This window comes from Undibacterium sp. GW821-FHT07F11 (assembly GCF_059418665.1).
This window is the reverse complement of record NZ_JBWKQH010000012.1, coordinates 14,487-28,092: the sequence shown is the minus strand read 5'-3', so window position 1 is coordinate 28,092 and position 13,606 is coordinate 14,487. Positions and strand designations below refer to the sequence as shown.

The window sequence follows — 13,606 nt, the reverse complement described above, 5'->3', positions numbered from 1 at the left end:
CCCATGCTTCGTAGTGTAGTCGATTACGCTGCATTTCGTGGCGTATCTGCTGATGCTGCCAGTGCTGGTTGTGTTTCCAGCCCAGGCTGCGTACTCATTTGTCGCAAATGCATTTTCAATTGATCAAATTCTTTTTCAAAGTCCAGTGTCTTGCGCTGCGAACTCAGGGCCATCAGTGCATGTGCACCGGTGCCATCATCCTTGATCCAGACCCAGAGACGGCGCTCACGGATATAGAACATGGAAAACACACCCAGCACCAGGAACAAACAACCCAGATACACCACGTTCTTACCGGGCGAACGTGTCACTTGTAATACTGATGCCTTGACCTCGTCAAAGCCGGTGAGTTGCAAATACACAGGTGCGCCATAGAAAGAGGCGTCAGACAATGCACCTATCGCCAGTTGCAGGAAGCGGGCATGTTTTTCATCCAGTTCATAGACTGGCAAGCCTTCTTTTTCACGTGCCACCATCCACAGTTCCCACATGCTGCCATTCAAGACCTTGATAAAGCCTTCGGCGACTTTTTCTTGCTCTGCCTGTGGTACTTTTTCCAGCAGTTTGGAAATGGCTGGCAGGCCAGATAGCTTCTCGTCACCGGCAAAAGCATCCAGACTGATCTTGGCAGAAGTTGCCCACAAATCCGTTTTTTGCGCACCGCTGGTCTGATTTTTCTTGACGGCATGCTCGGCAAAGCGTGTTACCGCCAAGGCGCGCATTTCAGGGTTTTGCACTGCTGCACGCAAACGCATCCAGTCCTTGATACTGTCTTCATCATCGGCAGGGATGCGCAGATAGCGGAAGGCTTCACCTGGAGAATCGCGCGTGCCCGCCAGTATCATGTAGTCGCCATTGATCTGGACAGGCTGCATGTAGTTATGAAATTCCCTGGCCTGGCCGGTTTTATCACGCAATTTATATTGCAGGCTGGGGCCGACGTTCTTCAAATCTTTGTTATTGGCATTCTTGGCGGCAGAGCCCAGGTGCTTGTCCAAGTCAGCTGTGAGTTTTTCGTTCAGGCTCTGGTTAGGATTCACTGCCCTGACATCACTGCCATTGCGTGCCATGTTCTCGACGTTGAATGGCCGGAAGCCTGACCACTCTATCGTAAAGTCATTGCCTGTACCCGGCTTCAACGCCGTGCTGCCACCCACCTCACCTGTCATGGCCAGGGTACTGACATCAGGACCCAGCATGGGGTAAGCCTTGATCTGCAGGCGGCTGCCGCCATCTTCAAAACTTGACTGATAAACAGCAATGCCTTTGTAAATCAGGGGCTCATTGACCTTGATGGTAGAGGCAAAGGACTTGCCGGTTTCATGGTCAGTGACTTCCACATCACTGGCAAACAGCTTGGGCATGCCAGTGGAATAAAAGTCGATGGTAAATTTTTTCAGTTTGATGGTGAATGGCAGGTCTTGCACCAGCACGCCCGTGGCTTGCGGCAAGATGGCCGTGCTGCTGCTGGCCCCTTCAGGGATCATGGTGTTGCCACGGAAGGTGGGATTCGACAGCGACAAGCGGTGCTGTTCTGGTATTTTGGCAATGACACCACTACCTTCAAACGGCACCTTACCCATGAACCATTGCTGGAAGCGGATAGGTAATTCAGAGTCCAGCAAACCACCTATGCAGATGATGACAATCGCACTATGGGCAAATATATAACCCCATTTATTTGCCGCGCCTTGCTTGGCAGCAATCAGGGTAGCCCCTTCTTTTTCAACGAGCTTGAAGCGATAACCAACGCGCGCCAGGTGAGCCAGGATTTGCTCTGTAACTTTGGTCCGGCTGTTGCCACTATACCATTCGGAACGGTGATGGAAATTGCGCAGTGATTGTTCACGCACATTATCGCGCCAGCTGCGCATGTCTTTCAGCATCTTGGGTGCATTGCGTATCACGCACAAGGATGTTGAAGTGACCAAAAAAGCCATGATGAGCAAGAACCACCAGGCAGAATACACGGCATACAAGCTGAGCCTGCTGTAAATCTCGAACCAGAAGGGGCCGAATTGATTGACATAGTTAGGCATAGGCTCATTTTGCTTAAGCACCGTACCGATAACTGAGGCAATCGCAATCAGCGTCAATAAACTGATGGCAAAACGCATGGAAGACAGCAATTCCACCGCGTCCGCCACCCAGGCACGCCGGGTTTGCAGTTGTATGCCGCCAGTATCCGCAGGCTGATCGCCTTCTATCTTGTTTTCCATACTCTCTGTTTACTTATTACTGATGAGGTTTGCACATAATGAATGAGGCTGATGCTAGAGGAAACGTCTTCACCAGAAGGTGGATTACATCAACATCCGGGCGCAACGAATAGTACACGCTTCACTAAAATTTGGCTGAAACGTACTCAGCTGGTTTGCACCGACATCCATCATGAAAAAAGGGGATGGCTATCGCCACCCCCTCCTCAATTACTTAATCTTAATCAGGACTTACGCAAACTTGTCCCAGCAAGGCGCAGCGACGAAGACAGTACTTTAGTACGACTAGGAGCTGCAACGTAGCTGGGGCGGGTTTGCGTGAGTACTGTTATTTCAAGCCTGCGACATAGTCTGCAACAGCTTTAATTTCATCTTCAGACATCTTCTTGGCGATAGTCATCATCTGTGCACTGTTTTGACGGGCACCTGTAATTTTTGCGCCATCCTTGCGGGAGCCGTTCTGGAAGCCAGTCAGCTGGGCAATGGTGTAGTCCTGATGTTGACCAGCAATACGCGGGAATTGTGCAGGTATACCAGCACCGTTCGGGCTATGACAGCCGGCGCAGGCTGGAACATTTTTCTCAGCGATACCACCGCGATAGATTTGCTTGCCCAGTTCAACGATATCTTTGTTTTTTGCAGTGCCTGGTTTGGATTTTTGCGTCGACAGATAAGCAGAAACGTTTTTTATATCATCTGCAGTCATGGCCTTGGCAAAGGTGGTCATGATGGCATTTTTGCGTGTATCACCAGTGAAATCTGTTAATTGCTTGACCAGATAAGCTTCATGCTGGGCAGACAATTTAGGATTGGCAGCGATGGTGGAATTACCGGCAGCGCCATGGCAGGATGCGCAGGCAGTGATACCACGTGCTGCATCGCCATTGGTATACAGTGCTTCGCCCTTGGCTGGATCAGCTTTGGCTGGTTTGGCTACTTCATTAGCGTAGACCGACGAGGCAAAAGAAGATACCGCCAGGACTGCGACGCTGATGGACTTAGTAAACGATAAAAAAGCACGGTTCATTCAAACACCCTGAGACTAAATAATGGAAATCTGCCCTATTGGCGACACATTGCAGCGAGTTGACACGTAAAAAGGCACTTTTTGGCAACAAAATACGTTCAAAACTGGTCTGTGGACATGGTTTTAATCGCTGCCCAAGACCTAACCCCTTATTGTACAATAGCTTTCGGGCGTTTTTACTGCCTTATGTTGCATTTTTCCATTATTCCTTTCCTCTATGTCTATCCTCTGGCAAGCCCGCTTCTTCACTACGGTGAATCATCTGCGCGATCTCCCGCGCACCCACGTGCCCGAAATTGCTTTCGCTGGCCGTTCCAACGCTGGCAAATCGACCGCAATCAATACCCTGTGCAATCAGAAAAAACTCTGTTTCGCCTCAAAAACACCGGGCCGCACACAACATATTAATTATTTCTCGATTGGTGGTGCCCATGTGGGCCAGCATCGCAAAGATGAAACCAGGGTCGATGAAATTCGCGCCCTGCTAGTAGATTTGCCAGGTTATGGCTATGCCGAAGTACCGGGCGCCGCCAAACAACATTGGAACCAGTTACTCGGTGCCTATGTACAAAGACGCACGCAACTGGCAGCCTTGGTCTTGATCATGGATGCCCGCCGCCCGTTTACCGACCTGGACATACAGATGCTGGAATGGTTTGCACCAACTGGGCGACCTATCCATTGTATTTTGACCAAAGCCGATAAACTTAATCGCAGTGAATGTACCGATGCTTTGCGCAAAGCCAAGGCAGTACTCGACAGTTATGTGGATGATGAAGGGCCGCTCTTCCCTTTCAGCCTGCAATTGTTTTCTGCACTGAAACGCATAGGCATAGAAGAAGCCGATGCAGCAGTGCAACGCCTGGTTGGACTGGACCGCGACCCTATCGTTGATACTGCCGATACTGACGCTGAAGTAAGCGCATCGGAAGCACCCGCAGAAGCCCAGACAAGCAAACCGGCTGACGCAGAATAAAAAAACCCCGGCAAAGAGTCTTTTTGCCGGGGTAATAACACCGTTACGAATAGGGACGCACGGTGCCCGCTCAGGGAGGAGAAGCGGTAGGCGTGGAGTAGATCCAACCTATGCATTAAGATGTTGCAACTTAAAAAAAGTTTCATTAACCTGCATAAAATTCTTTTCATTTGATTTTCATCTGATTATGTCATTCATAAAACCATCTCATCCCTCAACACATTTCCCTGCAATACGTATGCGCCGCATGCGTAAAGATGCATTTTCGCGCGCATTGATGCGTGAAAACATGGTCACTGCTGCTGACCTGATTTACCCCGTTTTTGTCATTGACGGCGTCAATCAAAGTGAAAAAGTTTCATCCATGCCTGGCGTGGAAAGAGTAACGATAGATTTGCTCATGGGCGTGGCCGAAGATTGCGTCGCCCTGGGCATACCGGTGCTAGCGCTATTCCCCGCCATTAACCCGCATTTGAAAACGCCGGATGGCATAGAAGCGACCAATCCCAAAGGTCTTATCCCGCGCGCAGTACGTGAACTGAAAAGCCGTTTCCCTGAACTGGGTGTGTTGACTGATGTGGCGCTCGACCCCTATACCAGCCACGGTCAGGATGGTTTGCTCAATGCGGACGGTTATGTACTCAATGATGAGACAACCGCCATGCTGGTACGCCAGGCACTGGTGCAGGCTGAAGCCGGTGTCGATATCGTCGCCCCCAGCGATATGATGGATGGCCGTATAGGCGCAATCCGCCATGCGCTTGAAGCCAACAATTTCATCCACACCCGCATCATGGCTTACTCGGCCAAATATGCTTCGGCCTTTTACGGTCCGTTCCGTGAAGCAGTAGGTTCTGCTGCCAATCTGGGCAAGAGTGATAAAGCCAGTTACCAGATGGACCCGGCCAACAGTGATGAAGCCTTGCGCGAAGTTGCACTTGATCTGGCCGAAGGTGCCGACATGGTCATGGTCAAACCTGGCATGCCCTACCTGGACATCGTGCGCAGGGTCAAGGATGAATTCAAGGTGCCGACCTTTGCTTATCAGGTCAGTGGTGAATATGCGATGATCAAGGCAGCAGCACAAAATGGCTGGCTTGATCATAACAAGACCATGATGGAATCCATGCTGGCATTCAAGCGCGCCGGTGCCGATGGCGTTTTGACTTATTTCGCCCGCGATGTTGCGCGCCTGCTGAAACACACTGGCTGATCGCCGTGTCTGCGATGTTGCGCTCTGTCTTCATCTTCATTTTTGCTGCACTGGCAATTGCTGGTGCAGAATGGGGAAAAGAGATAAGCAGTGCGCAATATCTGCACTATATTTTCAAACCGCTGACGACACTCAGCATCTTCTTTTTTGCCTGGCGCAGCAAGCCTGTCATCAGCCTTGCCTATCGAAAAGGAATACTGGCAGGCATAGTCTGTTCGCTGATTGGTGACATCTTTTTGATGTTACCTGGCACAGTATTTCGCCATGGATTTTTATGTGGCCTGTTAAGTTTTTTACTGGCTCACATCTGCTTTTTACGAGCTCTGATCAGTGATAGCCGCTTTGCCGGAAAACCTCTGGCTTTTACTGTGATTACTACACTTGGCATCGTCAACCTGGTGATACTGTGGCCGGGCTTGCCAACGGCTTTACAGATCCCTGTTGTTGCCTATGTCTGCCTTTTGCTTTGCATGACGGCACAAGCCATCAGCCGCGGTCTGCAGTTGCGCAGCATATCTGGTCACCTGGCCTTGATTGGCGGCCTGTGTTTCATGCTATCTGACACACTGCTCGCCTACAACCGTTTTTACGCGCCTATTACACATTCTCCTTTACTCATCCTCAGCAGCTATTATCTGGCGCTGTGGCTGATTGCAGCTTCGGTCATGTCATCCCATATTGAATAGGGCCAGGATCATGCATGAAAAAATCATCACCTTTGCCAGCCCGGTTTTTTTCATTCTGATCGCCCTAGAATTTATCGTGGCACGCAAGCGCCAGCGTCATTTGTACCGCATCAATGATTCGCTCAACAGTCTCTCCCTGGGTGTGATGAGCCAGATCATAGGAGCATTTTCCAAGTTGTTTTCGATAGGCATGTATGCGCTGGTGCTCAAGCATCTTTCGCTGTTCAGCCTGCCATCAGACAGTGTGTGGGTATGGATAGCAGCCCTGCTGCTCTACGATTTTTTATACTACTGGCTACACAGGATGGGGCACCAGACCAATCTGTTATGGGCGGCCCATGTGGTACATCACCAGAGTGAGCAATACAATCTGAGTACAGCATTGCGGCAAACCAGCACCGGGCCATTATTTGGCTGGATATTTTATTTGCCGATGGCGCTGATAGGTTTTCCACTGGATGTGTTTATTGCGGTTGCCCTCATCGATTTACTTTACCAGTTCTGGGTGCATACCGAGCAGATAGGCAAGCTGGGCTGGTTTGACCGCGTGTTTGTATCACCATCGAATCACCGCGTTCATCATGCTGTCAATGATATGTATCTGGACAAGAACTTTGGCGGCATCCTCATCATCTGGGACAGATTGTTCGGCACTTTCATAGAAGAACGCGATCACGTCGCCATCGTCTACGGCACGCGCAAACCACTGCGCAGCTGGAACCCTTTATGGGCCAATCTCGAAGTGTATGAGCAAGTCTGGCGCGATGCCTGGCAAACAAAAAACTGGCTAGATAAATTGCAGATCTGGTTACGCCCGCCGGGCTGGCGTCCTGGCGATGTGATGGCGCAATCTGCGCCTGCAGCATTCGATTTGCACAGACCTGTTTATGACCCCGTCATGAGCAAGGCCACGACCTGGTATTGCATAATGCAGTTCATCTTGTTGCTGCAAGCGGCGACACATTTCCTGATCATCTATAAAACCATCAGCGCCTTGAATGCGACCATCTACCTTAGCTGGCTGGTGATGGGCCTGTGGTGCATAGGCGGTCTGATGGAAAGGGGCCGTATTTATCTGTTGCCTGAGACTGTGCGTATACTGTGCGTCCTGATCATGAATTTATTGACTGCCAGCTGGTTTTATTCCTTTGCTTTGTCTACACCAGTACAGGCATTATTGTCTGCCACTTGCCTGATTTCGCTGGGCGGACTCTGGCTTATTTTTTATCAACAAAAAGCGCATGGACATCTTCCACATTAACGATACGCAGACCCTGCAAAATCCTGAGCAACCAGAAACCCTGCTCAAAGCAGGAGGTTTTTTATGGCTGGATGCCAGTCATGATGAAGTCGCTGCAGACCCGATTGCCTGGCGTAATCGGGTTGAGGCCATCACAGGTACACAGATTTATGAATTGCATCTCAAGGATGTCAGCAATCTTTCACACCCGTCTTATTTTGATGCGACCGAAGAATATGAAATGGTGGTATTTCGCAAGCTGACATTGACAGAAGCAAATAGCGACAACAAGAATGGTGTGAAGCGCAAGATACCGGCTGCATTGAATAAACTGGCGACCACACCAGTGTCTTTTTTGCTCATGCAAAATGTCTTGATCACAGTGCGCCCGGCACAGAGCCGCACGGTAGAGCTGGCACGCCAGCGCCTGCTGGATTATAAATCGCGGGCAGAGAATAATACCCACGGCAGCCGCCTGCCAGCGTCACCGGAAGAGCTGATGCTGCGCTTGCTCAATTCCATGGTTGATCAATACCTGGAATTGCGCCAGCCTCTGACCCAGCAACTCGATCGCTGGCAACATGCCCTGCTGGACCCGCGCCGTCCCTTCAATAACTGGCTGGCCTTGCTCGATTCACGCGTGGAATTACGCAAGCTTGACAACCTGTGTGAAGAACAGCGCGATGCCATGCAGGAATTGCGCGACCATATCGTCGATACCCATGATGGCAATAGCCGCGCCAAGGATTTGCTGCTGGTGCGCACCAACGACGTGATGGAACATATCAGCCGTGTATTGAACCATGCGCGTCGTCTCGAAGCCTCGCTGGAATCGGCAGTGCAAATCCACTTTGCGGCAATGGCACACAGGACCAGTGAAATCATGCGCACCCTGACCGTTATCACCGCCCTGTTCATGCCACTGACATTAATCACAGGCATCTTTGGTATGAACTTTGAAGTCATGCCCCTGCTCAAGCATGCATCTGGCTTCTGGTACACCATGGGCGGCATGGGTGTCATCGTCGTGCTCTTGCTGATTTACTTCCGCAGCCAGCGCTATTTGCAAGACCAGGCCAGCCGCAGGATAGAGTAAGTCGCAAAATTTTTTCAAGTTCAGAACACACAATTAAATTTAGATACCAATGCAAGAACACACTTTTCTCTGGCATGACTATGAAACCTTTGGCGCTGCCGCCCGTCGCGACAGACCTGCGCAATTTGCCGCCATACGCACAGATGCCGAGCTCAATGAAATCGGCAAACCAGTCATGCTGTACTGCCGGCCCGCCAATGATTTCTTGCCAGATCCACAGTCTTGCCTGATCACCCATATCACGCCACAAACCTGCCTTGAGCGCGGCATACCTGAGCATGAATTTGCAGCAAAGATAGAACAGGAACTGGGCAAGACTGGCACCATAGGCGTGGGCTATAACACCATACGCTTTGATGATGAAATTACCCGTTTTATGTTCTGGCGCAACCTCATCGACCCGTATGCGCGTGAATGGCAAAACAATTGCGGCCGCTGGGACATCATGGACATGGTGCGCACCTGTTATGCGTTGCGCCCTGAGGGCATCAACTGGCCAAAGAATGATGAAGGCAAGCCCAGCTTTCGCCTTGAGCACCTGACCAAGGCCAATGGTATTGCGCATGAGGCAGCGCACGATGCGCTGTCAGACGTACGTGCCACGATAGCCCTGGCCCGCCTGATACGTGAGCGTCAGCCCAAGCTGTTCGACTTTTGCTTTGCCCTGCACAAGAAAGACAAGGTTGCGGCGGAAATCGATATGCCGGTGCTGAATAAAGCTTTTTTGCATGTATCTGGCATGTTCCCGGTTGAGCGCGGTTGCCTGGCAGTCATGTGGCCGCTGGCCATGCATCCCAAGAACAAGAATGAAGTCATCGCCTGGGACCTGTCCCATGACCCGTCAGAGCTTGCAGGGCTGGATGCTGAGACCATACAGCTACGCATGTTCAGCAAGAGCGATGCCTTGCCTGAAGGCGTGCAACGCCTGCCAGTGAAAAGCATACACATCAACAAATCCCCCATCGTCATAGGTAATCTGAAAACCTTGTCAGCCCCCATGGCTGAACGCTGGAAAATAGATATGCATCTGGCGCAAGAACACATTATCAAAGCCGCTTCCCTGCCCGCCTCTGCCAAGGCGATCTGGGAAGAAGTGTATGCCCGCCCTGAAGCAGCAGCCAGCGATGTCGATGAAGACTTGTACGGCGGTTTTGTCGGTGCCGGTGACCGTCGCCTCTTGAATGATTTGCGCCGTATGAATGGCACGCAACTCGCCAAGGCCAGCACCAGCTTCCAGGACCCGCGTTTGGCTGAATTACTGTTCCGCTACCGTGCCCGCAATTTCCATGAAAGCCTGAGCATGGAAGAGCAGGAAAACTGGGAAGAACACCGCGCCGCACGTTTGCTTGATGGGGCAGGCAATGCCAGGACTGTGGATATGTATTTCAATGAAATAGATACTTTGTCAGAAACAGCAGATGAAGCGGCAGAAGAGATTTTGGGTGCTTTGTATGACTATGCTGAAATGATCGTGCCGTCGCGATAAGCTTCATTTTTTTCGCTGAAAAACAAAAGCCACGAATCATTCGTGGCTTTTGTTTTCAGTAACCTGATATCGACTTACTTGTTAGGCTGTGGTGTAACTCGCAGGTACGGACGCGCAGCAGTATAGCCTTTAGGATATTTTTGCTTGATCACATCTTCATCCTTGACTGACAAGGGGATGATCACGTCATCACCATCACGCCAGTTGCCTGGTGTGGCAACTGTATAACCATCAGTCAATTGCAGGGCATCGATGACGCGCAAGACTTCGTCAAAATTGCGGCCTGTGGTCAGCGGGTAAGTGATGATGAGGCGGACTTTTTTGTTCGGATCGATGACGAACAATGAACGCACAGTCACAGTCTCGGACTGGTTGGGGTGGATCATGTCATACAGTGCGGCAACTTTTTTGTCTGCATCAGCAACGATAGGGAAACCGACGACGGTTTTTTGTGTGTCTTCAATATCCTTGATCCATTGCAGATGGGATTCTGCACCATCAACTGACAAGGCGATTGCTTTTACATTGCGCTTGTCAAACTCTGGCTTGAGCTTTGCAGTCAGGCCCAGTTCTGTCGTGCAGACAGGTGTGAAGTCAGCTGGATGAGAAAACAAAACCACCCAGGAATTGCCTGCCCATTCATGAAATTTCAAAGGACCGATAGAAGAATCTTGCTCGAAATCAGGGGCGATATCGCCTAAACGCAAAGTCATTTTTTTCTCCAAAAAGAAACGAGAACTCGAATATAGCCTCTCTACCCTGCTTACTCAAGGATAGATTAGTTGCATGCTTATACATTCTTCGAATATGCCTTATTTTCCTTCTGCACGATTCAATGATTGCAGGAACTTATCTGCATTCTGATAACCGATCACCCGCTGCCCCTGGATTTCTTTACCCTGAGCGTCAAAGAAGATAATGCCTGGCGGGCCAAACAGACCAAAGCGTTTCAGCAAGGCTTTGTCGTCAGCGTTATTAGCCGTGACGTCGACTTGCAGCAGGAGCATATTGTCCAGCCGGGCTTTGACCTTGGTTTCAGGGAAAGTCAATTTTTCCATTTCTTTACAGGAGACACACCAGTCAGCATAAAAATCCAGCATGACCGTCTTGCCTTTGGATTGCGCCACGGCAGCATCGAGTTCGGCGATGCTACGCACACGGGTGAATTTCACATGTTCCGTACTGCCGCCGTACAAGTGGGCAACAGGAGAAAATACATCGCGGCCACCTGTGATAACACCTACCAGTTGTACAGCACCCAGGAGGAAGAATATGACAGACACTCCCTTGGCAAACATACCGCTACGCTGGAAGAATAATTGATAGCTGGCATAGGCGATCAGCAAGATGGCCCAGCCCAGCATTTGTGACCAGACAGGTATCACTGGACTGATCATCCACAAGGCCATGGCCAGCATCAAAACACCAAAGAAGCGCTTGATGCTTTCCATCCACATGCCAGCACGTGGCAACAGGCTGCCAGCCGAGATACCTACCAGCAACAAAGGCACACTCATGCCCATCGCCATGGCAAACAGGGCAGAACCACCAACGACAACATCACGGGTCTGGCTGATATATACCAAAGCACCCGCCAATGGTGCAGCCACGCAAGGGCCGACGATCAGTGCTGAAATGGCACCCATGACAAACACGCCAAGCAACTTACCATTACGTTGACCTTCTGAAGCCACCGTCAACTTGGTTTGCAAGGCGGCGGGCACTTGCAATTGATAGACATTGAACATGGACAGCGACAGTATCACCATCAGCAAAGCGAATGCACCCAGTACCCAGGGATTTTGCAAAGTCGCCGACAGACCTTCACCAACCAGGCCAGCAGCAATACCAAGTGCGGTGTACACCAGCGCCATACCCAGGGCATAACACAAGGACAGAAGGAAGCCACGGCTACGCTTGATGCCCGTACCTTCGCCCACGATGATGAAGGACAGGATAGGCACCATAGGCAAAACGCAGGGAGTGAAAGACAAACCCAGACCAAGCAGCAGAAACAATGGCAGGATGAGAACCAGCCTGCCGCTCTTTAGCGCAGCACTGATGCTGCTGGTTTCTTCGTCACGGCTGGCCTCTGTGGCCTTTCCATTGGCTTCTGTACCAGCACTGGCAGCAGAGTTGGCGCTTACATTTGTTGCTGCCTGCGTACCTGCAGCGCTACTGCCGGCGATCTGCAATTTAACCGGAGTTTCCAGTGGTGGATAACACAAGCCACCGTCAGCACAGCCCTGGCGCCCTATCTTCAAGGTGAAATCTGCTGCAGCCTGCACTGGCACGCGCACCACCAGGGACTTACGGTAAGTCTCGACTTCTTTCTGAAAGGTTTCATCAAACTTGACCTTGCCTGCGGGCATGGCTATGTCACCGATTTTGGCATCGTCTGAGCTGAATTTAAAGCGTTCGCGGTAGAGGTAGTAGCCATCTGCTATCGTAAAAGTGACTTCGGCCATGCCTGGCTCCACCATTCTGGCAGATACTTTGAAAGCTTCTTCGGGATCAAGGAAGTCTTCTGCACCAGCGAAAGGGGTCAATAGCGACGCAAACAGTATGGCAAACACCAAGGCGCACAAACGCCATAGCTGCGATATACGGAGATTCTGTAGCCTTACTGGCATGTGTGCAGAAAACAGCGGAGTTGAGGCATTCATGGCGTTTCGGTTTCTTTTCTCACCCAGTCCAGATAAGCCGGTAATCCGGCTACCAGAGGGATGGCTATTATTTCGGGTAGATCATAGGGGTGCTGGCTCAATATCAGTGCTTCCAGCCTGGCGTAACATGTTTGCCGGGTCTTGATCATCAATTGCACTTCAGTGTCAGCCTGTTGCTCACCATCCCAGTTGTAGATGGACAATATATCAGCAGAAATGTTCACGCAGGCAGCCAATTTTTCGGCAACGATCAGACTGGCCAGCTTTTTGGCCATTTCGCGGTCTGGCAGATTAGTCAGTACCAGGATCAGATTGTCATTATCCATCGCTACCCCATATTCGCCGGCAATGTCATTGAGCTTGATAAAACCTGCATGATGATTGGTCGGGCGTACAACAAGCGCATTACTGCATACTGCAAGATAAATGTCCGGCAGTAAATTGCCTGAGTGCTTCCTTCAGTGTGCAGATAAGCATAAGCTCTATCATATCCAAAGCGCACGCTCATAAGCAAAAAGCCGTTCAGTTTACACTGAACGGCTTTTTTAAGTTTCAAGCAGTCTGGGCATGACGCCCAAATATGCTAATTACTCAGCAACTGGTGCATCAGCTGCATCTACGCCTTCTGGACGGTCCAGCAGTTCAACGTATGCCATAGGAGCATTGTCGCCGACGCGGAAACCCATTTTCAGGATGCGCAGGTAGCCGCCGTTACGATTTGCGTAACGTGGGCCCAGTTCAGCAAACAGCTTGACTACCATTTCGCGGTCGCGCAAACGGGAGAAAGCCAGACGCTTGTTAGCCAGTGTGTCTGTTTTACCCAAAGTCAGAATCGGCTCGATAACGCGGCGCAGTTCTTTGGCTTTTGGCAAAGTTGTTTTGATGGCTTCGTGACGCAACAGGGATACTGTCATGTTGCGCAGCATTGCCAGACGGTGGGAAGAAGTACGATTCAGCTTACGTAAGCCGTGACGATGACGCATGGTATTTCCTTTCA

12 protein-coding genes are annotated in these 13,606 nt (G+C 50.6%); 6 read left to right on the top strand and 6 right to left on the bottom strand.

Annotation, left to right across the window (positions count from 1 at the left end; all coding sequences use genetic code 11):
- Positions 1-23: 23 nt before the first annotated feature.
- Together AC07OI_RS26130 and AC07OI_RS26125 are read right to left on the bottom strand one after the other, a co-directional pair.
- Positions 24-2,219: a cytochrome c biogenesis protein ResB gene (locus tag AC07OI_RS26130; RefSeq protein WP_495259219.1), complete on the bottom strand. Its 2,196-nt coding sequence runs from the start codon at positions 2,217-2,219 to the stop codon at positions 24-26.
- Between the two features lie 328 nt (positions 2,220-2,547).
- The gene (locus AC07OI_RS26125; RefSeq protein ID WP_110255945.1) at positions 2,548-3,246 is read right to left on the bottom strand and encodes a c-type cytochrome; all 699 of its coding nucleotides are present in this window, start codon (positions 3,244-3,246) and stop codon (positions 2,548-2,550) included.
- 217 nt (positions 3,247-3,463) lie between these two features.
- Between AC07OI_RS26125 and yihA the strand changes: the two genes are divergently transcribed.
- From yihA to sbcB, 6 genes are all read left to right on the top strand, one after another.
- The gene (gene yihA, locus AC07OI_RS26120; RefSeq protein ID WP_495259218.1) at positions 3,464-4,222 is read left to right on the top strand and encodes a ribosome biogenesis GTP-binding protein YihA/YsxC; all 759 of its coding nucleotides are present in this window, start codon (positions 3,464-3,466) and stop codon (positions 4,220-4,222) included.
- 187 nt (positions 4,223-4,409) lie between these two features.
- The gene (hemB, locus tag AC07OI_RS26115; RefSeq protein ID WP_495259217.1) at positions 4,410-5,435 is read left to right on the top strand and encodes a porphobilinogen synthase; all 1,026 of its coding nucleotides are present in this window, start codon (positions 4,410-4,412) and stop codon (positions 5,433-5,435) included.
- 14 nt (positions 5,436-5,449) lie between these two features.
- Positions 5,450-6,121 (top strand): lysoplasmalogenase, encoded by a 672-nt coding sequence (locus AC07OI_RS26110; protein ID WP_495259324.1) that lies wholly within the window; start codon positions 5,450-5,452, stop codon positions 6,119-6,121.
- A gap of 10 nt (positions 6,122-6,131) precedes the next feature.
- Entirely contained in the window at positions 6,132-7,382 is a 1,251-nt protein-coding gene (locus AC07OI_RS26105) for a sterol desaturase family protein (RefSeq protein ID WP_492705353.1), read from the top strand.
- Positions 7,363-8,457, top strand: coding sequence for a magnesium transporter CorA family protein (locus AC07OI_RS26100; RefSeq protein ID WP_492705351.1), 1,095 nt, complete (start codon positions 7,363-7,365; stop codon positions 8,455-8,457). Before AC07OI_RS26105 ends, AC07OI_RS26100 begins: the two co-directional genes overlap by 20 nt.
- Positions 8,458-8,506: 49 nt before the next feature.
- The gene (gene sbcB, locus AC07OI_RS26095; RefSeq protein WP_495259216.1) at positions 8,507-9,943 is read left to right on the top strand and encodes an exodeoxyribonuclease I; all 1,437 of its coding nucleotides are present in this window, start codon (positions 8,507-8,509) and stop codon (positions 9,941-9,943) included.
- A 74-nt stretch (positions 9,944-10,017) separates the two neighbouring features.
- On the opposite strand, the gene AC07OI_RS26090 is transcribed toward sbcB, so the two are convergent.
- The 4 genes from AC07OI_RS26090 to rplQ all read right to left on the bottom strand — a co-directional run bounded on the left by AC07OI_RS26090 (position 10,018) and on the right by rplQ (position 13,592).
- The gene (locus tag AC07OI_RS26090) at positions 10,018-10,656 is read right to left on the bottom strand and encodes a peroxiredoxin (RefSeq protein ID WP_492705348.1); all 639 of its coding nucleotides are present in this window, start codon (positions 10,654-10,656) and stop codon (positions 10,018-10,020) included.
- 99 nt (positions 10,657-10,755) lie between these two features.
- A complete protein-coding gene (gene dsbD / locus AC07OI_RS26085; protein WP_492705346.1) occupies positions 10,756-12,609 on the bottom strand; it encodes a protein-disulfide reductase DsbD in 1,854 nt (617 codons plus the stop codon).
- A complete protein-coding gene (cutA, locus tag AC07OI_RS26080) occupies positions 12,606-12,935 on the bottom strand; it encodes a divalent-cation tolerance protein CutA (protein WP_495259215.1) in 330 nt (109 codons plus the stop codon). The genes dsbD and cutA overlap by 4 nt, the downstream gene beginning before the upstream one ends.
- A 261-nt stretch (positions 12,936-13,196) precedes the next feature.
- Positions 13,197-13,592, bottom strand: coding sequence for a 50S ribosomal protein L17 (gene rplQ / locus AC07OI_RS26075; protein ID WP_110255935.1), 396 nt, complete (start codon positions 13,590-13,592; stop codon positions 13,197-13,199).
- Positions 13,593-13,606 lie beyond the last annotated feature (14 nt).

What these genes read in the sequence shown, in the direction of transcription:
- AC07OI_RS26090 (WP_492705348.1), bottom strand. Translation starts at nt 10,656, where the DNA reads ATGACTTTGCGTTTAGGCGATATCGCCCCTGATTTCGAGCAAGATTCT.
- yihA (WP_495259218.1), top strand. Translation starts at nt 3,464, where the DNA reads ATGTCTATCCTCTGGCAAGCCCGCTTCTTCACTACGGTGAATCATCTG.
- AC07OI_RS26105 (WP_492705353.1), top strand. Translation starts at nt 6,132, where the DNA reads ATGCATGAAAAAATCATCACCTTTGCCAGCCCGGTTTTTTTCATTCTG.
- AC07OI_RS26100 (WP_492705351.1), top strand. Translation starts at nt 7,363, where the DNA reads ATGGACATCTTCCACATTAACGATACGCAGACCCTGCAAAATCCTGAG.
- sbcB (WP_495259216.1), top strand. Translation starts at nt 8,507, where the DNA reads ATGCAAGAACACACTTTTCTCTGGCATGACTATGAAACCTTTGGCGCT.
- rplQ (WP_110255935.1), bottom strand. Translation starts at nt 13,592, where the DNA reads ATGCGTCATCGTCACGGCTTACGTAAGCTGAATCGTACTTCTTCCCAC.
- hemB (WP_495259217.1), top strand. Translation starts at nt 4,410, where the DNA reads ATGTCATTCATAAAACCATCTCATCCCTCAACACATTTCCCTGCAATA.
- AC07OI_RS26125 (WP_110255945.1), bottom strand. Translation starts at nt 3,246, where the DNA reads ATGAACCGTGCTTTTTTATCGTTTACTAAGTCCATCAGCGTCGCAGTC.
- AC07OI_RS26110 (WP_495259324.1), top strand. Translation starts at nt 5,450, where the DNA reads ATGTTGCGCTCTGTCTTCATCTTCATTTTTGCTGCACTGGCAATTGCT.
- cutA (WP_495259215.1), bottom strand. Translation starts at nt 12,935, where the DNA reads ATGGATAATGACAATCTGATCCTGGTACTGACTAATCTGCCAGACCGC.
- dsbD (WP_492705346.1), bottom strand. Translation starts at nt 12,609, where the DNA reads ATGAATGCCTCAACTCCGCTGTTTTCTGCACACATGCCAGTAAGGCTA.
- AC07OI_RS26130 (WP_495259219.1), bottom strand. Translation starts at nt 2,219, where the DNA reads ATGGAAAACAAGATAGAAGGCGATCAGCCTGCGGATACTGGCGGCATA.